This window comes from Chloroflexota bacterium, assembly GCA_016875875.1.
Lineage (GTDB): Bacteria > Chloroflexota > Dehalococcoidia > GIF9 > UBA5629 > 9FT-COMBO-48-23.
The window spans coordinates 44,027-66,606 of sequence record VGOP01000004.1; the positions used below are offsets into that span (position 1 = coordinate 44,027).

Genomic DNA, 22,580 nt, shown 5'->3' on the forward strand with positions numbered 1-22,580 from the left:
CTACATGTGCTTTTTCTGTCATTGCGAGCGAAGCGTAGCAATCTTATTCATTCTGAGCCCAGTCAAGAATCTCACAAGGCTCAGGATGAACTTGTCACTCAAAAAATCTCGCTACCGATACGGCTTATTCAGCTGCACGAGTTCCGCATGAGTTGGATATAGAAATTGATGAATTCGCCATAATTATCGATGGATATCCTCTCGTTCAGGCCATGAATCCTGGTCAAGTCCTCGCCAGAAAGCCTCTGTGGCAGAAAACGGTAGATGCTCGGCGAGAGCTCCACGTAGTATTTACAGTCAGTGGTGACAACCACCAGGGAAGGTGCAACAACCACGTCAGGCATTACATCGCGAATGGTCTTGTTCATAATACCGAAGCTCCATGTCTCAGCGCTGGAGATAGGCGACGGCTCGACACCAGGATGGGCTGAACTCCGCACAACCACGCGCGGGTCGTCAATGATTTTCTGCACCTGCTCAGTAACGCTCTGGACGGTATCCCCAGGCAGTAGCCTGAAGTTGACCGCCGCCCTGGCCTGTGTGGGGAGCACATTTTCTTTTGTGCTGCCTTGAAACATGGTGGGCGCCATGGTGGTCCTGATGGTTGCATTCGTCGCCGGCGATACAGAGAGCTTACCCTTCACTACCGGGCCGAAGAGCCACATATTGGCAAAGACCATGTTGTTGGGAAATTTCATCTCCGGGCCAAGGTACTCGAAGAGGTCGCCGGTGGGACCTGACATACGAATTGGAAAGGGGTTGTTCTGAAGTTTGTCTATGGCTGTAGCCAGGATACCGACCATGGTCTGGGGCGGCGGCATGGCTGAGTGACCACCTTCGCCCTCAGCAATAAGCTCAAGCGTGAGATAACCTTTTTCTGCGGTTCCCACCAAGGCTGCAGGAGCAGACACCCCAGGCACAATACCCTGTGTAACCACAAGTCCTTCGTCCAAAACATATTCAAACTGCAATCCCTGTGACTTGAGGTACTCAGCTATCTTACCGGCACCGTCGCTGCCTCCTATCTCCTCATCGTGCCCAACAGCCAGATAAATAGAGCGCGCTGGCTTGAAGCCCTCCTTTATCAGATACTCAATGGCTTCCATCGGCCCGCAGATGGCGCTTTTATCATCCAGAGCACCGCGGCCCCAGATGTAGCCAGCGGCTACCGTCCCAGAAAACGGCGGGTACTCCCAGCCAATATCTTCAGCCGGCACTACGTCTTGGTGCGCCAGCAACAATATGGGCTTCTTCTGGGTATCTGTGCCCTTCCAGACGTAGAGAAAGCTGTACTCGCCTATAACTTTTTTATCCAGAGCAGAATGCACCACCGGGAATGCCTTTTCCAGATGTTCCTGGAGCAGCCTGAATTGCTCGTAGTCTATCTCGGACGGGTCCTGGCTGGAAACAGTCTTGAACTGAATAGCCCCGGAAAGGCGTCCGGCAGCCCTGTCAATATCAACAGGGTAAGTCACCTTGCCTGAGACAGGAATCTGCTTCGAGGTGAAGGTAACGGTTCTAACAGCTATGACAGCTACTAAGATGACTATCAACAGCGCGACAGAAAGCACTGCAATGACCCATTTCTTCATTTCTAAACCTCCTTGTGTGCATAATCGGGGTAATTTTCGCACAGATACCATTGCCTTGACAAATGGCCGAAAACACGTATAAAATGATACGCAAAAGACATAGCGCCATTTCGAGAGGTGGGAGGGTCACCCCCTCCCACCTCTACTATATCGAGAAACTGTAGGGACAGACCTCCAGGTCTGTCCTCCTTGGACTAGCGTACTGAGCAAAGATGAATAAGAATAAACATTTGACACAAACAGGCTACGAAGACCAAACAATGAAGAGCGATATCAGTCGGCGCTCTGCAAAGTTCAACGCGCTTAAAGCCGAGGCTAAGCGGCGAAACACAAGTCTAATCACAACTATCGTTACCTGCGCCGGTGTTCTGGCATTTGTAGCCGCTACCATACTGGCAGCCATATATGTCCCTCAGGTAGCCATATATGTGCCTTTTATTGCCCTGGCACTGGCGTTGGCCCTACAGAAATACACTGCCAGCTTTTTCTCCTTCTTTGTCATCACCTTCTCCAAAATCTACGACATTGGGGATAGAATTCGCATCGGCAACACAAAAGGCGATGTCAGGCATATAGGGCTGCTTCACACTACACTCGAAGAGGTCGGAGAGGACGAGAAGCTGGGCGGTGAACTCACCGGCAGGCTGCTATACGTGCCCAACCTCATCATACTTGACCAGCCAGTACTGAACTACTCCAAGGACTACTCGACAGGCCTTGAGGCTATCTCCTCTGACTACATGTTCGACGAGGTACGCATCCCCATAACCACCGACAGCAACGTGGAGAAGGCGAGCCAGCTTCTGGAGAGCATACTTAAGAGCCAGGACGAGGTCTACGTGAAGCAGGCCGGCCAGGTCTTCCAGGACGGTTACCCCAGGTTCCTCGACGAAGCCATGAGCGGCCCCCGCGTGCTCGTCTTCGTCGAACCGCAGCACATTTGGATTAAAGGCAAGTTCGTCGCCCCGCTGGAGAGCCGCAACGACCTGCGCAGCAGCATACTCCTCCAATTCATCAAGGAAGCCAAAACCAGCTCCGATATCAAGCTGGCATAGGCCACCACACCATTCACTATTCACTCACCGTCTTTGCCTGGCGTGTCTTTGATTGCCCAAGATTGGTAGGTAAATAAGGTCAGAGCCATTGACATCTAATGTCATATGTGATATAATAGTTCGGTCAGGGGGGTAGCAACTAATCAATAGGCTTAAGGGTTCAAAGCAGAGAGGAGGATTAGAAATGGGCATAAAGTATACGGCAACAGGGAGGTTATCAATCAAAATACTGGCTATGCTGGGCATGTGTTTGGTGCTGTTGACGAGCGTTTCAGCTCCTGTATTCGCCGGCGTTGAGCCCACTCCGTGGCAGCCGCAGGTGAATCAGCTCAACGCAGTGACTAACAACCTGGCAGAGATTAACAGGCACGTTGATAAAGCCATAATCCGGGCAGGCGTTGAGCCCACACCATGGAAAGCGCAGGTGAACCAGCTCGAGGCCATGGCGCAACAGCTTAGCGTGCTGAACGGTCGGGTGAGTGCAGTTCTAAAGGTTCTAGGTGTCCCACCTGATGACCAGAGAGTACTGGATGCCCTGCAAGAAGTCAGCGATGGAGCGCAGGCAATCGTTACTGACATCCGTCTTGGTACTCCGCCGGATGACAATAGGGTACGGGAAGCCCTGCAAGAAGTCAGCGACGGAGCGCAGGCAATAGTTGACTTGGTAGACACTTTCCTCGATGGCACACCCATAAAATAGCTGACCGCAGCACATCTGGATTAAAGGCAAGTTCGTCGCCCCGCTGGAGAGCCGCAACGACTTGCGCAGCAGCATACTGCTGCAATTCATCAAAGAAGCCAAAGCCAGCTCCGATATCAAGCTGGCATAGGCTACTACGTCATTCGCTATTTACCGACCGTCTTTGCTCGGTGTGCCTTTGACTCCATGATACTACGCCGCACCGGGAATTGAGCAGAACGTTTTGCGTTGTGTGGCTCAGGCCTTTTCTCTCTATGTGCGTCAGATCTGACAAATTCCTTAAAGCTTTTAAACATTAAACGAACCACCTAAGTCTTGACTTGACAGCATCGTTTGACACGGTCTATATTAGTTATGTAATGTAATGGTCAAACCGCTGGTGCGGGGGGGCAAAATCCAAGCCAGCATAGACTAGGTACGAAAAGTGATGGAACAACTATCAACAAATAGCCATATAGTCGTAGACCCTATCTATGGCAATATCGAAATCGACGACTTGCTACGTAAGCTTCTGACATACACCGACGTTCGGAAGGAGCGGGAGAGGCTGGAAGGAATTAGATGTCTTGGCTTGATTTCACTGGTATTCCCATCGGCGACACATATGAAATGGGAACACCACACAGGTATGTACCATGTTGTACAGGAACTCAGACTCATTTCTGAAGATATGAAGAAGTTCAGAATATATTGCATTCTTGGTGGGATAGGCCATCTCCCATATACATATGCAGCAGAAGAAGGAGTGCTACTGGCTACTAAGCTGTCAAAGGAATTTCACGACACACTGCGTAGTGCGTTGGAACCAGTTTGGGAGATGTGTATAAAACACAAACCGCAATTGGAATCGACTAGCAGACTCGACCAACTATTGGAAAACTATGAATACGAGTCATTACATGCTTGGTTTTGTGGCTTGAAGATAAAGCTTATGCCAAAGGAAGTGGACCTCGGCGACAGGGAATGGTTGATCTGTCATAGGCTCGATGACAGGAGCGAGTTCAACCGACTATATAGGATAGTATCGCGCTACGATTATGTGCAGAGAGACCTTCATTACACAGGACTCGCCAGATTCTCTATTCCCGTAAGTGTTGCTTTTCAGGCGATGCGCAGTGGCATTACAGCGGTTGCTGCGCTAGAAGAATCAGTGGAGGTGGCGCTTCTAAGCCAGTTGCGCCATTATCTAGTAGACACTCTATATCTTGATGCTAGGTCAAGTGTCATCGAAAGTCTTGTAGCACGAAAGGTAGCAAGATTGCTTATGGAAGGCATGCTAGACGTGAACAAGTTGTTGGAATTTAAAGATGAAGACCTTAAAAGCTTGCTCGATAAAAATCTTGGAAAAGATTTCTTGCCTTCCACCAGAGACAGAATACCTAGAGTCATACTTAAGAGCGATGTTAGGTTTTCTTATGCCACTGCTATGGATGAGAAAATTCCAAACGTCCTAGAGCAAGAGAAAAAGGTAGTTGGCTTAGGAAGCAGACTCTGCAGAAAGTTGTGTCCTATCCCGATGACGACGGTTATATAGTTCTAGTCAGGCCCATGACGAAACCAGGGGACTTTGCCTCCACTCATGTTATCACAATAGCAACGGTCGATACCCCAAAATCATTGGGACTACTGGTGCGTCCTATCCGAAACTTAGAGATCCTGCAGAGTAAACTTGCAAGAGGGGGGAGTATGCCTACATCTGCAAGAGATCTCTCAAAGTCGCCTTACGGAATAGCAATTCTACGCTATATTTTCGATACGTCGAAGGTTGAAATTAACACGAATAAGTTAGAAAAGCATTTGGTAGCAGCAATAAAACAGGCTTCTGATCCAAATCTCCAAAACTTGTTTGAAACGCTATATAAATTAGAAAAAGTAGATACAGAGCCTGAAAGAGCAAGACCGAGAGACACCGTTGCTTGGAGGCTTATATTTGGCAATAAGAATGAGCCACAACGTCTTAAAGAGGCAATAAATGCGCGCCGCGTTGTAAGACTAATTTTTGACTTGACAACAAAAAGTTCCAGAATGGCCCGAACTCTTTGTATTCCTCTTAGAGCAATTCTTATGGAGGCGGAAAAAAGCAAAACGCTGAAGCAAGATGAAGTCACAGAAGTTCTTGCGTATACCAACGAGCTCATGGCCGATGATAAACAACAAGCGGCTAGGTGGGTCTTGCCTCTTGTAACAATCGCAATGCGACCAGACGATTTAAAAGAAGTGGATGTAATAACAATTACGCTTGCGTCTGATGGCGTTTGTATAAGACTACTTGAATGCACCAAAAGCGATGCCTCAAACAAAGCTCTAAATGATTACAGCAAACTGATTGATTTGAAAAACTACCTAAATTCGAAACGGTTTGCCGACCTCACTGTTGATACAAAAGTTATCGGGGCCTCTAAGGTGGCCAAAGATTTTCTATCCATTGATTTACTCTATAAGTCGCTTCCAAGCGACAAAGCTCCGGAAGAAGAGTGACGTCACGCACACAACTGCCCATTGTGTCATCAACCTTGAAGCGTTTCTAAAAAAATCGTGTTCACTGTCCGTTTGGTTCCATGCGGAGATACTTCAAAAGAAGATCGCAATTTAGCTATACGTCCATAGTTTCACATCTCTATTGTGCCACTCGCAGACGGCAAGGTGACCTCAATTCCACTTCCACTCAGGTGCTCTATGTAGAAATCGGGGTGTTCACTGTGGACGGGGATGAGAACCTCGGGCTTTATGCATCGAGCCACCTCGAGTAAATCGGGACCACAGGCATGGCCGGAGGCATGTAAACCCCTCTCCTCCTCAGGTATCTCCCAATCACCATTCTTTTCTACAGGCAGGCCAAAACCTCTAAGCCCAAAATGCTCCAGCCACTGATGCAGGCGACGGAAGTCAATCTCCTGCTCCTCGTCATGAGGCTCGCTGGAGCTGAAAACATACAGGCTGCCCGGCTTAGGACGAAGGCTGGGCAACTCATTAATGTCAAAGAAGCTGAAACAGAGGATAAACCTGTCCTCTGCCGAACGTACATCTTCAGCCAGAATCATCTTGCTGCCGTACTCTTTGCACAAGTTCTGCACCCAAAGATTGGGGCTCTTGCTGGCAATGGTGTCCTGATATATGACGATGCTATCCTCCTGAGCAATATCAGGAATCTCCGGCTCCAGTAGACGCATGGTCTTTAACAAATAAGCGTCTCTGGGCAGTATAGCCAGCTTCCTGCCTGTATCCCTGGCAACCTGCAAGAAGGTGAGCAGGCGGTACACATCCCGGGGAGGGAAGTCAGCGATAACTAAGCCGGTAGCACCTTTTATAGCCTTAAACCCATTTTCATACACTTCGCGCTCAGCCACATTCGTCTTGCGGGTCACATTCGTGCCTTCCAGGATAAGCGCCCTGGGACGCAATTTGCCAGCCTCTTCAATGAATTTTCTGGTAAGCTCAGCCCGCTTGCCGTGCAGCCGCAAATCTCCGCTGTAGATAATCCAGCCGGAGCTGGTCTCAATGCCCCAGGCGCAGGCACCGGGTATGGAGTGGTCAACGGGGAAACAACGTAGCTTCAAGCTGCAGCCACTGTGGCAAGCCAGGGGACAGGAGATAAGAGGTTTTTGTCCCGGAGATTTCAGCCAGAACTTGACGGCATCTTCGCTTAAGGCCTGTAGCTCTGCATCGGCAAGGCAAAACTGCCGCTGCTGCTTTTTATCAGTGGTGAGCAGCGCCTCCTGCTTCCAATTTGAGGGACGACCTGGTTGTTTATGGTCGAAATAACATACCTGCTGGTCGAAGTCTGCCTTTCCTGAATCCTGAACAGCCTTGGCAATAAAGGCAGTAGTTACAGTCGAATAGACCGGGATGTCATCCCTGAGAAAAGCGATATGACCTGAGTGGTCGAGATGAGCATGGGACAGCAGCATGCCATCCAACTGCTCAAGTTTACGATAGGAAGGAGCATTCCGGAACTGCTCCCAGAGCCCCGGCGTAACCAGGTCATCCCGATAAAGCCCCTCCAGCGGAGGCAGCAACCCCATCGCCAGGGGGTCGAGCAAGCCGGCGGCGCCGCGTGGCTTCAGGTATTCCTCGTAGAACTGCTTGTGTCTTTTATAGGGAAAGCCGAAGTCAAGGAACAGCCGTCGCTCTCCATCCTCGAGGAGTATCTTGTTGCCGCCGATTTCATTGACGCCGCCGTAGAATGTCAGCTTTACCACAGACCGCTCCTGTTATGCTATCAGTCTAACGTAAAGGCGACCTGGAGGCAACCCATAAAAAGTTAAAAATCAAAATTGACAGCTTTCTCAAATTGGAGTAGGATAAGCTCTCGATGAAGAAAGAGTTGATGGACATACTGGCCTGTCCGGTGTGCAAAAGCTCGCTTAAACTCAAAGCAACTGAGGAGAAAGAGGGCGAGGTAGTTACCGGCTCACTCTTCTGTAAACAATGTAACCACAGCTACCCCATCACAGAAAGCATCCCCAACCTCTTGCCGCCAAACATAGAAGGCTAACTATTCAGGGCTATAAGTTACGCAGCTCTGCGGCGATTCCCACACCTGAACGCTCGACAGCGACACCCCACCAGAGAAACGACCTTTAAGCTGGTCATATATAGTGACAGCGATATTCTCCGAAGAGGCGTTGATTTTATCGAAGGGCGGCACATCGTTGATGCAGGTGTGGTCGAACCGGGCAAGAACCTCTTTCAGATGACGCTTCAGCTCCACGAAATCATAAGCCAAACCGATCTCATCAAGCTTTGTTGCCTTCAGACTGACCACCACCTTGAAGCGATGACCATGCAGATTCTCACACTTGCCGCCATAGTCCCTGAGATAATGGGCGGCATCAAAGTGTCCTTCAACGGATACTTGATACATCTTGCCTCCTAATCATAATCTCCTCGGCTCCAGCCCACTTTCGAACACCGGTCACAGTTCCCAAATCATCAAGCAGCTCTTTGGCAGTTTTTTTATTCCCAGGATGAACCAGGTCTGGAGCGATCTCAGCCAGCGGCACCAGCACAAAAGCTCGCTCAGTTAGGCGAGGATGGGGTATGGTCAATTCTTTACTGCTGAAAACCTCATTGTCATAGAGAAGTATATCTATATCTATTGGCCTGGGCGCGTTGGCAAGACTAGGTGCTCTGCCAAGCTTAGTTTCAATTTTCTTGGCCAAACGCAGAAGCTGTCTGGGATTTAGCTCAGTAGAGATACGGCACACGGCATTAAGAAAAAGGGGTTGCTCCGTGTAGCCTACAGGCTCGGTCTCGTAAATAGGGGAGACTTTTTCAATCACCACATGTTTTGACAGCAACTCAAGGGCTTGAGTCAGATTCTGCTTTCTGTCTCCCAGATTGGAGCCAAGACCAAGGTAGACTGTTGCCACTGCTAGCTCCCCTTGCCTCGAATGATGGCATCGCTCATGCGGCAAACGCGCATCATCTCCCTGACATCATGCGCCCGAATTATATCGGCACCTCTGGCGATACCGATGGCAATGCTGGCTGCTGTGCCCTCCAGACGCTGCTCCGGAGGCAAATCCAACACCAGTCCAATCATCGATTTACGCGAGGTGCCAAGCAATATGGGTCTGCCTAAAGCTTTAAGTTCATCCAATCGCCGTACCAGCTCAAGGTTCTGTTCCAGTGTCTTACCGAAGCCAACGCCCGGGTCAATGATGATATTCTCCCAGGGCACCCCGGCATCTAACGCCATATCTATGGCCCTCTTAATATCCGCAATAACGGCCGACACAATATTGCGCTGAGGCTTATCCCGCTGATTACTCATCAGGATTATAGGCACGGCTCTCTCTGCCGCCAGCTCAGCCAATCGTGGCTCTTGCTTCAACCCCCAGATATCATTTACCATCTCTGCCCCGGCATCCAGAGCCCGACGAGCCACCTCAAACTTGTAGGTATCGACACTCAAAGGCACCTTAACTTTGCCGACCAATCGCTCCAGCACCGGTATCACCCGCCGCAACTCCTCATCGACTGATATCGGAGCCGAATTGGGGCGGGTAGATTCGCCACCAACATCGAGTATGTCAACACCTTCGGCGACAAAACGTTGCGCCTGAGCCACCGCAGCATCGACACTATCCAAGCCATCGCCGGAAAAAGAATCGGGTGAGACGTTGATAATCCCCATCACATAGGTTCGCTCTCCCCAGTAGAAGGTGTTTTTTCCGCAATGGGTGACGCCCAAAGAAGAAGCTCCCCTCGCCTTTCGCCACTCTAGCAATGAAGCTTTGCTCATCCTGCCAGTCATCAGGTTTTTATTCTATCATGCTATGTGATTATACGCTATTCAATGCTCGGCGAAATATGTTACAATGCTATTTGCGGCAATCGCAGCACGTAAAATCCTCACATAGCGGCTTGATGGGAAGGTAAAGCATATGGGAATTGAACAAAAGATCACCGAGTTAAACAAATTAAGACAACAGGCCATGGCCAGTGGCGGAGCCCAGCGTATAGAAGCCCAGCATAAACGAGGCAAGCTTACCGCCAGAGAACGAATTCAGCTTCTCTTTGACCCAGGTACCTTTGAAGAACTCGACCCGTTCGCTCTTCACCGCTGCACTGACTTCGGACTCGAAGAACAGAAGGTTCTAGGCGATGCTGTAGTCACCGGATATGGCAAAATCAATGGACGAACTGCTTTTGTCTTTTCCCAGGATTTCACCGTTTTCGGTGGTTCGCTGTCAAAAGTGGCTTCAGAAAAAATTTGTAAAGCCATGGACCTATCAGCCAAAAACGGCACCCCTATCATCGGCTTGCTTGACTCAGGCGGTGCCCGTATACAGGAGGGAGTAGACAGCCTGGCAGCCTACGGTGACATCTTCATGCGCAATACCATTTATTCAGGCGTCATCCCTCAAATTTCAGTGGTTATGGGACCGTGTGCCGGAGGCGCCGTATACTCACCAGCCATAACCGACTTCATCTTCATGGTAAAGAACACAGGCCAAATGTACATCACCGGGCCAGCAGTCATCAAGGCAGTGACCGGCGAAGAGGTTACTTTCGAGGAACTAGGTGGCGCTATGACGCATGCCACTAAAAGCGGCAACTGTCACTTTGTCGCCGATAACGACCAGCAATGTCTTGAGGCAATACGCCGACTGCTAAGCTTTCTGCCACAAAACAATATGGATGAGCCACCTTTTATGGATACCGGCGATGACCCGAACCGGATGGATGAAGAACTTCTTAACCTCGTCCCTGATGACCCGAACAGAACCTATGATATGAAAAAAGTCATACTCAAAATCGTAGATAACGGCGATTTTCTGGAGGTACACGAGAATTTTGCCAACAACCTCATTGTTGGCTTTGCCAGGATGGGCGGGCACATCGTCGGGATAGTAGCCCAGCAACCATCAATATATGCCGGAGTAATCGATGTTGATGCTGCAGACAAAGGCGCCAGGTTCGTCCGTTTTTGTGATTGCTTCAATATCCCTCTGGTTACACTCGTCGACGTACCCGGATACATGCCAGGCACCGAACAGGAGTACAGGGGCATTATCAGGCATGGTGCCAAGTTCCTCTATGCCTATGCTGAAGCCACCGTACCCAAGATAAGTGTCATCACCCGCAAAGCTTACGGCGGGGCTTTTGTAGTCATGAGCAGCAAAAACCTGCGCGGCGACATCAACTATGCCTGGCCAACAGCCGAGATTGCTGTAATGGGGCCAGATGGTGCCGTAAACATCATCTTCAAAGATACCATAGATAAGTCAGAAAAACCGGAGGAGACAAGACAAAAACTGATTGCTGAGTACAGAGATAAATTCGCCAATCCCTATGTAGCTGCTAGCAAGGGCTACATTGACGATGTCATCGACCCCAGAAGCACACGGCCAAAAATAATTAAAGCCCTGGAAATGCTCCGCAACAAAACCGATACCAACCCACCGAAAAAACACGGCAATATACCGTTATAGAAAGTAATCGAAATGAACAAGGCTGTAACAGCCGCAATAGCGGGGGCGATTAACGCCTACATGGAACAGGAAGAGCAGGCCAAAGCAGTACCTTCTAGAGTCACGCCTTATTCTGAAACTAGCCCGTGGCGGCTTTTTGGACGCCAGGAACTGATGAGAGCCAGAACTCGCTGGCGCGTAAGAAGAGTCAACCGATAGCAAGTCCAACTATCCCATTCATTGAGGAGGAGACATAAATATGAGTCCCACTAAGGAAAGCGGCAAGAATCCAGTAAAAATTACCGATCTTACCCTGCGTGACGGACATCAATCCCTCTTCGCCACCCGGATGCGAACCGCTGACATGGAGCCTATTGCCCCGGAGATGAACAAAGCAGGATTCTGGTCCATGGAAGTTTGGGGTGGTGCCACTTTTGATGTCATGACCCGGTTTCTGAATGAAGACCCCTGGGAAAGAATCCGTATCCTGAAAAAGCTGATGCCTGATACCAAATTACAAATGCTACTGCGCGGTCAGAACTTAGTTGGCTACCGCAATTATGCCGACGATGTAGTCACCGCATTTGTCCATCATGCCGCCGACTGCGGTATTGACGTCTTCCGCGTCTTCGATGCCGTCAATGACGAGCGAAATTTCATAACTGCCTTTAAAGCCATCAAGGATAAAAAGAGGCATATCCAAGGTTCCCTATGCTACTCATTAACAGAACCTAAGTTGGGTGGCCCAGTATACAATATCGATTATTTTGTGAAGAAAGCTCTTGTCATTCAGGAAATGGGAGCAGATAGTCTGTGTATTAAGGACATGGCTGGACTTATCTCCCCGGATGACGCTTACGAGCTAATCAAACCTCTAAAACAAGCCCTGAATATACCCGTCAACTTGCACAGCCACTTCACCAGTGGCATGGCCTATATGAGCTACTTAAGAGCCATCGAGGCTGGCGTTGATTTCATCGATACCTGCATCGCCCCATTCGCCTTGCGCACCGCTCATCCAGCAGTAGAACCAATTGTAGTCGCCCTTAGCGGCAGCCCTAGGGATACGCAGCTTAAATTGGCGCACCTACTTAAATTGGGCGAATACTTCGAGTCCATTGCCCCTAAATACAGGGACTTTTTAGACACAACGAAGATATCGGTGATTGACACCGGCGTGCTATGGCATCAAATCCCCGGGGGTATGTTCAGCAACATGGTTGCCCAACTGAGAGAAGCCAATGCCCTCGACCGTCTGCAAGAGGTCTATGCCGAACTTCCCCGAACTCGAAAGGAGCTTGGCTACCCGCCACTAGTCACCCCAACCAGCCAGATAGTCGGCGTTCAGGCAGTCCAGAACGTCCTCTTTGGCAGATACAAGATGATATCTAAAGAAGTCAAAGACTACGTCTATGGCTTGTACGGCAAGCCACCAGCCCCGATTGACAAGGAGATACAGAAAACAGTCCTCAAAGGCTATGAAAGAGGAGAGAAACCTATTACCTCTCGGCCGGCCGATATCCTTGAGCCGGAACTGCAAAAAGCCAAAGAGGCGACAAAAGACATCGCTAAAGACATCGGTGATGTGCTTGTCTATGCACTTTATCCTCAGACAGGCATGCGCTTCCTAAAGTGGAAATATGGCCTTGAGACACCACCTCCGGAAACCAAGCCAAAGACCTTAGAAGATGTCAAAAGAGAAGAACAGCTTATTGCCAAAGCTAAAGCTGGTAAACTGGTGGAAAAAGTCGAGCTTAAAGCACCGATGAAAGGGCCGGCCTCCAGAACATTTAATGTCTTTGTTGGTGACGACTACTACAAGGTCCAGGTTGAGCCTACAGGTGGCCCGGCCACATTTGCTCCACCTCCAGCATATGCCCCACCACAACCTACAACAGCACCACCACCTAAACCAGAAGCGCCTCCAGCACCTCCCAAGGCAGAAGTTGCTGCCGGGGAGACACCAGTGCCTGCTCCGATACCAGGCACGGTCATCCGTTATCTCGTAAAAGAGGGTGATGAGGTCAAAGCAGGCATGGGCATAGTTATCCTAGAAGCCATGAAGATGGAAAACGAAATAGTTGCTCCAGCCACTGGTAAGATAAAAGCCATAAATTTCAAGCCCGGTGATAAAGTAAGCGGGGGCGCTGTACTCGCCATAATCGGTTAGGCTTTAATGGGGAAAACCCTCAGTGAGAAAATACTAAGTGAAAAATCAGGGTCTGATGCCAGAGCAGGCGATATAGTCATTGCCCAGGTGGATTTAGCCTTTGTGCAAGACACCACCGGCCCCTTAACTATCCGGCAGTTCAAAGAAATCAAACACGGCCGCATAGCCAACCCGCAGCAAACCGCCATCTTTCTTGACCACGCCATACCAAGCCCTAACCGGCAACTGTCTAATGACCATAAATTCCTACGCCGCTTCGCTGAGGATACCGGCTGTCTGATTTTCGAAGGCGGCAGTGGCATATGCCATCAGCTAGTAGCCGAAATGTTTGCCAACCCGGGTGATATTATCGTCGGTGCTGACTCACATACTGTGACTGCTGGCGGTCTAGGGGCCTTTGCCACTGGAATGGGGTCCAGTGACATTGCCGTTGTTTTCGCCCTGGGCAAGACATGGTTTCGAGTACCAGAGACCTTCAAAATTAGCATCAGCGGCAGATTTCGAAAATGGGTTGGTGCCAAAGACCTTGTCCTCCACCTTATCAGCGTACTAGGAGCTGACGGTGCCACCTACAAAGCATTAGAATTCAACGGTAACACGGTAGCTAACATGACCATCTCACAACGCTTGACTGTAGCCAATATGGCAGTGGAAGCTGGTGCCAAGGTCGGCATTTTCCCCAGCGATAATGTCACCCTAAGATACTTGGCGGCTCAAAGGAGAGGCAATAAATACAGGCCTCTTCGACCGGATGATGATGCCAATTATGAACGTGCTATCATCATCGATGCCTCCGAAATTGAACCTATGGTAGCCATGCCTCACACTGTAGATAATGTCGCTCCAGTAAATATGCTCGCCGGTACTAAAATCGACCAGGTATTCATCGGCACCTGCACCAACGGTCGACTTGAAGATTTAGCCATAGCTGCTACCATTCTCAAAAAGAAGAAATGCCACCCAAGCGTCAGGCTAATAATAGCTCCGGCATCACAGCAAGTCCTGACCAAAGCCATGAGGATTGGCTACATCCAGGTGCTAGCTGCGGCTGGGGCTATGATACTCCCACCAGGATGCGCTGCCTGTCTCGGCCTCCACCAAGGCGTTCTCGGAGATAATGAAGCCTGCCTATCAACAGCTAATCGTAATTTCAAAGGTCGTATGGGCAACCCAGAGGCCTCAATATATCTGGCTAGTCCAGCTACAGCTGCCGCTTCAGCATTGACCGGCGAAATTACAGACCCGAGAAAGGTGTCATGATGTCTAACACAATTCTTAAAGGCAGGGCTTTTAAGTTCGGTGACAACATTTCTACCGACCATATCATACCGGGTAAATACGCACACTTGAGAAGCGATTTGCCAGAGTTAGCCAAACACGTTATGGAAGATGCTGATCCAACTTTCGCTAACAAAGTGAAACCAGGTGACTTCATCATTGCCGGCAAGAACTTTGGGCTTGGTTCCAGCCGGGAACATGCTGCACTAGTTATTAAAATTGCCGGGGTGAGCGCTATCCTGGTAAAATCAGTCGCCCGCATCTTTTTCAGAAATGCCATAAATCAGGGATTACCAGTCCTGATTTGTGATACCAACAAAATTGACGCTGGTGATGAAATAGAGGTAAATTTAGCCACGGGTGTAGTTACCGACTTGACCAACCGTGGCCAGCTTACCTTTGGCAAAATTCCAAAGGTGATGCTGGACATACTTGACGAAGGCGGGCTCGTCCCCTACATAACCAAACATGGCAACTTTGAACTCTGATATTATAAATAGGGAATATCTTATGCCTCACAAAGTGACCCTTATCCCCGGCGATGGAATTGGCCCTGAGATTACTGAAGCGACTAAAAGGGTATTGGAAGCCACCGGTGTTAAATTTGAGTGGGATATTGGAACAGTCGGCCAGGGAGCTCAGGATAAATTTGGCACACCTTTGCCTGATTATGTTCTCGAATCCATCAGGAAGAATAAGGTAGCTCTAAAAGGCCCGGTAACCACGCCGATAGGCATCGGCTTTAGGAGCGTCAATGTAGCTTTAAGGCAAAGTTTAGACCTCTACGCTTGCCTCCGCCCGTGTAAGACCTACCCCGGCGCGCCCACGCCCTTTGAAAACGTAGATATCGTAATCGTTCGCGAGAATACAGAGGACCTTTACAGCGGTATTGAATTTGCCAAAGGGACTAATGGGGGCGATAGACTGGCAAAACTCATTTTCGAGACCACACAGACAAAAGTGAAGGAAGATTCCGGCTTCAGCATAAAGGTGATTTCTGAAACAGCTTCCAGGCGCATCGTCAAGTTCGCTTTTGAATATGCCCTTGCTAATAAGAGAAAAAAAATCAGCGCTGCCCATAAAGCTAATATCTTAAAGTTCTCCGATGGCCTATTTCTGGCTACCGCCCGTGAAGTGGCTAAGGAATATCCAACCATAGAGTTCGAAGATGTAGTTATTGACGCACTGTGCATGCGGCTTGCCAGAAATCCTCAGCAATACGATGTCATCGTCTTACCTAACCTCTATGGAGATATCGTCTCCGACCTTTGTGCTGGATTGGTCGGCGGGCTAGGTGTTGCACCCGGGGCTAACACGGGTGATAATATAGCAGTTTTCGAACCTACTCATGGTAGCGCACCAAGATACACTGGTCAGAATAAAGTTAATCCCATGGCTATGATGCTCTCAGCAGTGATGATGCTCCGCCACCTCAACGAAATTAAAACGGCAGATAGACTAGAAAAAGCTATAGCTGACGTAATATCTGAAGGCAAAAAGGTCACCTACGACTTAAAGCCAGACCGCAATCAACCTGCAGCAACTACCTCAGAGGTGGCTGATGCAGTGATTGAAAAACTCAAAAAACAAGGAGGGTAAAATGCGTAGTAAAGTTAGCGTCATCGGCGCCGGGAATGTAGGTGCTACTCTAGCCCAGCGTATCGCCGAAAAAGGATACGCTGATGTGGTAGTGGTGGACATCGTAGATGGCTTACCTCAGGGCAAAGGACTGGACATGCTACAAACAGGTCCAATTACCGGCTCAGATGCCAAAGTCATCGGCACTAATTCCTACGAAGAAACTGCCAACTCTGACATCGTAGCCATTACTTCAGGGGTGCCGAGAAAACCAGGAATGAGCCGTGATGACCTGGTACTGACTAATATGAATATCGTGAAATCGGTCACTGAACAGGTGGCGAAATACTCTCCCAACTGCATCCTTATTATGGTGGCCAATCCCTTAGACGCCATGACGCAGTTAGCTCTTCACGTCAGCAAATTTCCTCGGCAACGCGTCTTCGGGCAGTCAGGCATTTTGGATACCGCCAGATTCAGAACCTTTCTGGCTCAGGAACTCAATGTCTCAGTCGAAGACATTTATGCCTGCGTTCTGGGTGGGCACGGAGATACCATGGTGGCTATCCCAAGGCTAACCACCGTGGGCGGCATCCCAATAACCGAGCTTCTGCCGCAGGAAACTGTAAACAAAATCGTTGAGCGGACGGTCAAAGGGGGTGGCGAAATAGTTGCCCTACTGAAGACGGGAAGCGCCTTTTATGCTCCGGCGGCGGCTACCGCTCAAATGGTCGAATCTATACTCCTGGACAAGAAGAGAATCTTACCCTGCGCTGTCTATCTTGATGGCGAGTATGGAATAAAGGGTGCAGTAGTTGGTGTTCCAGCAAAGGTAGGTAAAGATGGCATTGAGCAGATAATCGAGCTCAAGCTAACGGCAGAGGAGAGCACCGCACTCAAGAAATCAGCCGAGGCCGTAAAAGAGCTTGCCAAAATAATGAATTTGGAGTAATCGGCTAATGCGGGACATCGACTGCAAACAGATAACAGAAACCATATCCAACCTGTTTCAGGAAGCTTGCCTTTATCTCCCTGAAGATGTGCTCACAGCGCTCAAGCAGGCAAGAGAGAAAGAAGAGTCACCCGTGGCTAAAGACGTTTTAGCTCAAATGCTTGAGAATACCGAAATCTCCACCAAGGAGAAAATACCCCTATGTCAGGATACAGGCGCCGCAGTGGTCTTACTGGAAATGGGGCAAGAAGTTCACATAACCGGTGGAGACCTTTATACCTGCATAAATGAAGGTGTTCGCCAGGGATACGACAAAGGCTATCTGCGCAAATCTATGGTGAATCAGCCATTCTCAGCACGGGTGAATACCAAAGATAACACTCCGGCAATCATTCACACCGATATCGTTCCCGGCGATAAACTTAAAATCAGCGTGATACCTAAAGGGGGCGGCTCGGAAAACTGCTCCCGCCTGACAGTTATGCCCCCAGCAAAAGGGCGGCAGGGAATTATAGATTTCGTGGTAAATCTTGTCAATGAGTCCGGTAGCAACCCGTGTCCACCTATCATCATCGGGCTAGGCATAGGCGGAACAACAGATAAAACAATGGCAATGGCCAAGAAAGCACTTCTGCGCAAAGTCGGCGAGCCAAATCGAGACCCAGAGGTTGCTGAGCTGGAGAAGGAAATCCTGCAACGTGTGAATAACCTGGGCATTGGGCCGATGGGCTATGGTGGCAGGACAACCGCCTTAGCCGTTCATGCTGAAGTCTTCCCAGCACATATAGCCAGCATGCCCGTGGCAGTTAATATTCAATGTTGGTGTGCTCGTCATAAGGAGGCAATACTGTGACGAGCCAAAAACACGATATTATAGTTCTGGGATCGGGACTTGCCGGACTACGTGCTGCCATAGAAGCTGCCCGAAATCCAGACCTCGATGTTGCCATCGTCTCCAAAGTTCAGTTGATGCGTTCTCACTCAGTCTGCGCCGAGGGTGGTACTGCAGCAGTCATGCAGCCGGATGAAGGAGACAGCTTTGAACTCCACTCCTGGGATACAGTCAGAGGTGCGGACTTCCTTTGCGACCAGGACGTGGTGAAGCACTTCGTCGAAGAGGCACCTAGCGAAATATTGCTATTAGAGCACTGGGGCATACCCTGGTCACGGCGTCCGGATGGACGCATCGCTCAACGACCATTCGGCGGCCATAGCTATGACCGCGCAGTCTTCGCTGCCGATAAGACAGGCTTTGCCGAAATGCAGACTCTCTACGACACTTTACAGAAATATGCCAATATACGCAGATACGATGAATGCTACGTTAGCTCCATCCTAACAAAAGACAATTCATTCTGCGGCGTAACTGCCTGGGATCTAACCAGTGGTGAGTTCTTCCTGATTCAAGGCAAGGCTCTAATCATCGCTACCGGTGGTGCTTGCCGCATGTTCGGCTTCACTACTTATTCTCTTACTGCGACAGGCGATGGCCTAGCCATGGCTTATCGGGCCGGATTGCCTATCAAGGATCTGGAGTTCGTCCAGTTTCATCCCACCGGACTGGTGCCCTCCGGCATCCTGATTACAGAGGCGGCACGAGGTGAAGGCGGCTATCTGCTCAATAACAAAGATGAAAGATTTATGGAAAAATACGCTCCGTCTAAGATGGAGGTAGCCCCTCGAGACATTGTCTCCCGCTCTGAGATGACTGAAATCGAGGTGGGAAGAGGATTCCAGGGTCCCGATGGTCTCGATTATGTTCACATCGACCTGCGTCATCTCGGCGCTGCGAAAATCAACGAACGGCTGCCGATGATTCGAGAGGTCGCTATGAAGTTCAACTTCATCGACCCCATCTACAAACCAATACCCATTCGTCCCGCCGCTCACTATTTTATGGGCGGCATCCACACCGACATTAACGGAGCTACACCAATAGAAGGCATCTGGGCAGCCGGCGAGGCCGCCTGTGTATCGCTCCATGGCGCCAATCGCCTCGGCTCCAATTCAACCACAGAATGCCTTGTCTGGGGAAAGAAAACCGGAGATGAAGCCGCTAAGTATGTCTCTAAACAGAAGACTCCGCGTCCAGCACCTAAAGAAGCTACATTAAAGGATGAAGAGGCGCGAGTCTTCAATAGGTTTAGCTCTGACGGCAAAGAAAGCGCCTATGCTCTACGCAGGGAACTGCAGAAAACAATGGATAGTAAGGTAGGTGTATTCCGCACCGGCTCGGAACTAAAAGCAGCCCTGCATAAGATAATAGAGATAAAGCAGTGCCTGCCTGATGTCAAAGTCAAAGACCGCGGACGCATATATAATACTGACCTGCTCAGCGCCTTAGAAGCCGATAACCTGCTTGACCTGGCTGAAATCATCGTCGCCGGAGCTCTAGCCCGCACCGAATCCCGAGGAGCTCACTCTCGACGAGATTTTCCCAATCGTGACGATGTCAACTGGCTCAAACATACCCTGGCTCACTACACACCAAAAGGACCGCGGCTCGATTACATGCCCGTAACCATCACCATGTGGCAGCCGGTAGAAAGGAAATATTAGGGACTAAACATGAGACAGATACAGCCACGACAAAACCATCTAGGCATTGGCGGCTGGGTATGGGCAGGCAATTACAAACTAGAGCGTTACCTGTACATACTGCACCGGGTAACTGGACTGGGAATCTTGCTCTTCCTACTGATACATCTGACCATGACAACCATTTTCCGTATTCAAGGCCAGGATGTCTGGGAAACTACGATGAGCATCCTTCGCAATCCGTGGTTTAAAATCGGCGAATATCTGGTTGTTGTCGCCTTAGTTTACCATTCTTTAAACGGCCTACGCCTCATCCTACAAGAACTCGGTTTTCTGATGGGAAAGCCAACCCCACCAATTTATCCTTATCGAGATTCGTTACGTAAAAAGCGCCTCTGGACAATGGCCATGATAGGCATAATTTTAATCCTGTGCCTGGTGTTCTTTTATGACTTCATCGCAGGAGGTTGGTGATGCGCAATACTTACCTCTGGTTCATACAACTGGTTACTGGCGTGCTGATAGCATTGCTAGCAGGCATACACATGGTATGGATGCACCTCGATGCCATCCTCGGCTTTTTCGGGATCGATATCAGTGACATAACTTCGTGGCATTCCATGATAGAACGGTCTCGCGAAGTTATATGGGCTGGCATATATATAGCCTTACTGGCTGTCGTTCTGTATCACGCCCTCAACGGACTGCGTAACATCATCCTGGAGCTGACACCATCAGCCAGAACCGAGCACATTGTTACCTGGGCTATTGTAGCTTTTGGCATCATCGTCTTCGTCTGGTCTGTCTATGTGCCAATTGCGCTGTTATCCACATAGGAGGCATCATGGATAAAGAAAAAAACGGACAGATAACGCTCAAAGTCCAGAGATATAATCCTGAAAAAGATGGTGAGCCTCATTTCCAGGAATTCGTAGTCACGTCCAGCCGAGGCATGACGGTACTCGATGGCCTTATATACATAAAGGAGAATCTTGATAGCACCCTGGCTTTTCGTACCTCATGCCGCATGGCAATATGCGGCTCCTGTGGCATGCTTATCAACAACTACCCACATCTTGCCTGCCATACACAAATAGAAGAGTTTCACTCAAGCAGGTTAACCATCAAACCACTACCCAACCTGCCAATCATCAAAGACCTGGTGGTTGACCTCACTCCATTCTTCGAAATTCACAAATCAATAAAGCCCTACATCTTACGCCGTGATGGCAAGGAAATGGAAAACCCAACTGCTGAATTTGCCCAGTCGCCCCAAGCATTAGATGCTTTCTTACAATTTACCTACTGCATAAAGTGCGGCATTTGTATATCTGCTTGCCCCACGTCAGCCAGTGACAAGCTTTTCACTGGCCCACAGGCTCTGGCTCAGTGCTATCGTTACTGCGCCGACAACCGCGATGAAGGCGAGCCGGAGAGATTCCCTGTGGTAGACACCGACCACGGCGTATGGCACTGTCATCTCGCCGGTGCTTGCTCCGAAGCCTGCCCCAAAGGATTAGACCCAGCTTTAGCCATTCAACTACTCAAAAGACTAATGGTATCCCGGGCTGTAGGAATCGGCAGAAAGGAGCAGCCTGCTTCGATAATGCCACCACCAACCCAGACCAAATCCAAAGTTCCCTTCCCTGACTTCACTGTGAAAGGAAGTAAATAAGCTACCTCGGAGGGATAGCAATGAAAACTCTAAATATCAAGTCCCCGCTCGACGAGGAGACCATAAAAAGGCTAAAAGCCGGCGACCAAGTTTTCATTACCGGCGTGATTTACACGGCTCGAGATGCTGCTCACAAACGCCTGGTTGAAGCCCTAGACAGAGGTGAAAAACTACCTTTTGACCTCACAAATCATACTGTCTACTACATGGGCCCATCTCCGGCCAGGCCCGGGCAAGTCATCGGCTCAGCCGGACCGACAACCAGCGGAAGAATGGATAGCTACGCCCCCCGCCTCATGGCTGCCGGCCTTAAAGGAATGATTGGCAAAGGCAACCGAACACAAGCAGTAAAAGATGCTATGAAACAATACAAAGCCGTGTATTTTGCCGCCATAGGTGGTGCAGGAGCCCTTATATCAAAGAGCATCAAGAAAGCAGAGGTTATAGCTTACGAAGACTTAGGTGCAGAGGCAATACGCCGCCTGGAGATAGAAAACTTCCCCGCCACCGTCATTAACGACATCTATGGCGGTGATTTGTACGAACAGGGCAAGGCTAAGTATCAAATCAAGACATAACTTGCACAGTTAACTGCCCTTCAGTCCAAGTGAGATAACCCTTAGCAACCCAGCTACACTCTTAGCATCACAGATTTCCCCGGAAGCAATAAGGTCAGGTATCTGTGATAAAGGTACTCGAACCACCTCTATGTCTTCTGTGTCCTCAGCCTCAAGACGACTGGGTATAAGATATGTAGCCAGATACAGGTGCAAATATTCAGTACAATAGCCAGGAGCTGCATAGAAACCGCCGAGTTTGTCTATCTTGTTGGGCAAATAACCTATCTCTTCTTGCAACTCACGGCGGACACAGTTGATGGGTTGTTCACCCTGGTCAATGCCACCTGCTGGAATCTCCAGAAGCGTTTTGCCCACAGCGCTGCGATACTGGCGCACCAAGATAGCCCTGTCTTTAGAATCCAGAGCTACCACCGCCACACAATCGCTATGCTCAACGACTTCCCTGGTGGTAATCTTGCCGCTGGGCTTCCGAACCGTGTCAACCCTCAGTTTCACCGCCCGGCCATCATAAACCCGCTGGCTAGACAAAGTCTTCTCCATCT

Annotated in this window: 24 protein-coding genes; 18 read left to right on the plus strand and 6 right to left on the minus strand. The window is 49.6% G+C overall.

The window, feature by feature from the left end:
* Positions 1-128: 128 nt before the first annotated feature.
* On the minus strand, positions 129-1,643 hold the full coding sequence (locus FJ023_04110) for a M20 family peptidase (GenBank protein MBM4446522.1): 1,515 nt from the start codon (positions 1,641-1,643) through the stop codon (positions 129-131).
* Positions 1,644-1,852: 209 nt separating this feature from the next.
* On the opposite strand from FJ023_04110, the gene FJ023_04115 reads away from it, so the two are divergent.
* From FJ023_04115 to FJ023_04130, 4 genes are all read left to right on the plus strand, one after another.
* Positions 1,853-2,647: a mechanosensitive ion channel gene (locus FJ023_04115; protein ID MBM4446523.1), complete on the plus strand. Its 795-nt coding sequence runs from the start codon at positions 1,853-1,855 to the stop codon at positions 2,645-2,647.
* 184 nt (positions 2,648-2,831) lie between these two features.
* Positions 2,832-3,347 carry a hypothetical protein gene (locus FJ023_04120; protein ID MBM4446524.1) on the plus strand — a complete coding sequence of 172 codons (516 nt, stop codon included), beginning with the start codon at positions 2,832-2,834 and terminating at the stop codon, positions 3,345-3,347.
* Between the two features lie 427 nt (positions 3,348-3,774).
* Positions 3,775-4,881: a hypothetical protein gene (locus FJ023_04125; GenBank protein MBM4446525.1), complete on the plus strand. Its 1,107-nt coding sequence runs from the start codon at positions 3,775-3,777 to the stop codon at positions 4,879-4,881.
* Positions 4,882-5,033: 152 nt separating this feature from the next.
* Positions 5,034-5,825 (plus strand): hypothetical protein, encoded by a 792-nt coding sequence (locus FJ023_04130; protein MBM4446526.1) that lies wholly within the window; start codon positions 5,034-5,036, stop codon positions 5,823-5,825.
* 131 nt (positions 5,826-5,956) lie between these two features.
* Here FJ023_04130 and FJ023_04135 read toward each other — a convergent pair whose 3' ends face one another.
* On the minus strand, positions 5,957-7,546 hold the full coding sequence (locus tag FJ023_04135) for an exonuclease (protein ID MBM4446527.1): 1,590 nt from the start codon (positions 7,544-7,546) through the stop codon (positions 5,957-5,959).
* Between the two features lie 113 nt (positions 7,547-7,659).
* Here FJ023_04135 and FJ023_04140 point away from each other — a divergent pair, with 113 nt between their 5' ends.
* On the plus strand, positions 7,660-7,842 hold the full coding sequence (locus tag FJ023_04140; protein MBM4446528.1) for a Trm112 family protein: 183 nt from the start codon (positions 7,660-7,662) through the stop codon (positions 7,840-7,842).
* Here FJ023_04140 and queD read toward each other — a convergent pair whose 3' ends face one another.
* Genes queD through folP form a run of 3 tightly spaced genes read right to left on the minus strand, consistent with a single transcriptional unit; the run spans position 7,843 to position 9,594 of the window.
* A complete protein-coding gene (gene queD, locus FJ023_04145) occupies positions 7,843-8,211 on the minus strand; it encodes a 6-carboxytetrahydropterin synthase QueD (GenBank protein MBM4446529.1) in 369 nt (122 codons plus the stop codon).
* Positions 8,192-8,719, minus strand: a complete 528-nt coding sequence (gene folK / locus FJ023_04150) for a 2-amino-4-hydroxy-6-hydroxymethyldihydropteridine diphosphokinase (GenBank protein ID MBM4446530.1) — start codon at positions 8,717-8,719, stop codon at positions 8,192-8,194. The genes queD and folK overlap by 20 nt, the downstream gene beginning before the upstream one ends.
* A gap of 2 nt (positions 8,720-8,721) precedes the next feature.
* Positions 8,722-9,594 carry a dihydropteroate synthase gene (gene folP, locus FJ023_04155; protein MBM4446531.1) on the minus strand — a complete coding sequence of 291 codons (873 nt, stop codon included), beginning with the start codon at positions 9,592-9,594 and terminating at the stop codon, positions 8,722-8,724.
* A gap of 142 nt (positions 9,595-9,736) precedes the next feature.
* Here folP and FJ023_04160 point away from each other — a divergent pair, with 142 nt between their 5' ends.
* From FJ023_04160 to FJ023_04220, 13 genes are read left to right on the plus strand one after another with little or no spacing between them, the layout of a single operon-like run.
* A complete protein-coding gene (locus FJ023_04160; protein ID MBM4446532.1) occupies positions 9,737-11,287 on the plus strand; it encodes an acyl-CoA carboxylase subunit beta in 1,551 nt (516 codons plus the stop codon).
* Between the two features lie 12 nt (positions 11,288-11,299).
* Positions 11,300-11,485 (plus strand): hypothetical protein, encoded by a 186-nt coding sequence (locus FJ023_04165; protein ID MBM4446533.1) that lies wholly within the window; start codon positions 11,300-11,302, stop codon positions 11,483-11,485.
* Between the two features lie 40 nt (positions 11,486-11,525).
* Positions 11,526-13,436, plus strand: a complete 1,911-nt coding sequence (locus FJ023_04170) for a pyruvate carboxylase subunit B (protein MBM4446534.1) — start codon at positions 11,526-11,528, stop codon at positions 13,434-13,436.
* A gap of 6 nt (positions 13,437-13,442) precedes the next feature.
* Positions 13,443-14,696, plus strand: a complete 1,254-nt coding sequence (locus FJ023_04175) for a 3-isopropylmalate dehydratase large subunit (GenBank protein ID MBM4446535.1) — start codon at positions 13,443-13,445, stop codon at positions 14,694-14,696.
* 11 nt (positions 14,697-14,707) lie between these two features.
* Positions 14,708-15,202 carry a 3-isopropylmalate dehydratase small subunit gene (locus FJ023_04180; protein ID MBM4446536.1) on the plus strand — a complete coding sequence of 165 codons (495 nt, stop codon included), beginning with the start codon at positions 14,708-14,710 and terminating at the stop codon, positions 15,200-15,202.
* Positions 15,203-15,224: 22 nt separating this feature from the next.
* Positions 15,225-16,313, plus strand: a complete 1,089-nt coding sequence (locus FJ023_04185) for an isocitrate/isopropylmalate dehydrogenase family protein (protein MBM4446537.1) — start codon at positions 15,225-15,227, stop codon at positions 16,311-16,313.
* 1 nt (position 16,314) lies between these two features.
* Complete coding sequence (gene mdh / locus FJ023_04190) at positions 16,315-17,244, plus strand: malate dehydrogenase (GenBank protein ID MBM4446538.1); 930 nt, start codon at positions 16,315-16,317, stop codon at positions 17,242-17,244.
* Between the two features lie 7 nt (positions 17,245-17,251).
* Complete coding sequence (locus FJ023_04195) at positions 17,252-18,097, plus strand: fumarate hydratase (GenBank protein ID MBM4446539.1); 846 nt, start codon at positions 17,252-17,254, stop codon at positions 18,095-18,097.
* Positions 18,094-19,803 carry a succinate dehydrogenase/fumarate reductase flavoprotein subunit gene (locus FJ023_04200; protein MBM4446540.1) on the plus strand — a complete coding sequence of 570 codons (1,710 nt, stop codon included), beginning with the start codon at positions 18,094-18,096 and terminating at the stop codon, positions 19,801-19,803. The genes FJ023_04195 and FJ023_04200 overlap by 4 nt, the downstream gene beginning before the upstream one ends.
* A gap of 9 nt (positions 19,804-19,812) precedes the next feature.
* Positions 19,813-20,256: a hypothetical protein gene (locus FJ023_04205; protein MBM4446541.1), complete on the plus strand. Its 444-nt coding sequence runs from the start codon at positions 19,813-19,815 to the stop codon at positions 20,254-20,256.
* The gene (locus tag FJ023_04210; GenBank protein MBM4446542.1) at positions 20,256-20,618 is read left to right on the plus strand and encodes a hypothetical protein; all 363 of its coding nucleotides are present in this window, start codon (positions 20,256-20,258) and stop codon (positions 20,616-20,618) included. Before FJ023_04205 ends, FJ023_04210 begins: the two co-directional genes overlap by 1 nt.
* A gap of 8 nt (positions 20,619-20,626) precedes the next feature.
* Entirely contained in the window at positions 20,627-21,457 is an 831-nt protein-coding gene (locus FJ023_04215; GenBank protein ID MBM4446543.1) for a succinate dehydrogenase iron-sulfur subunit, read from the plus strand.
* 20 nt (positions 21,458-21,477) lie between these two features.
* Positions 21,478-22,035, plus strand: a complete 558-nt coding sequence (locus FJ023_04220; protein ID MBM4446544.1) for a Fe-S-containing hydro-lyase — start codon at positions 21,478-21,480, stop codon at positions 22,033-22,035.
* 9 nt (positions 22,036-22,044) lie between these two features.
* Here the strand turns inward: FJ023_04220 and FJ023_04225 are convergent, their stop codons facing one another.
* Positions 22,045-22,578, minus strand: coding sequence for an NUDIX hydrolase (locus FJ023_04225; GenBank protein MBM4446545.1), 534 nt, complete (start codon positions 22,576-22,578; stop codon positions 22,045-22,047).
* Positions 22,579-22,580: the final 2 nt, after the last annotated feature.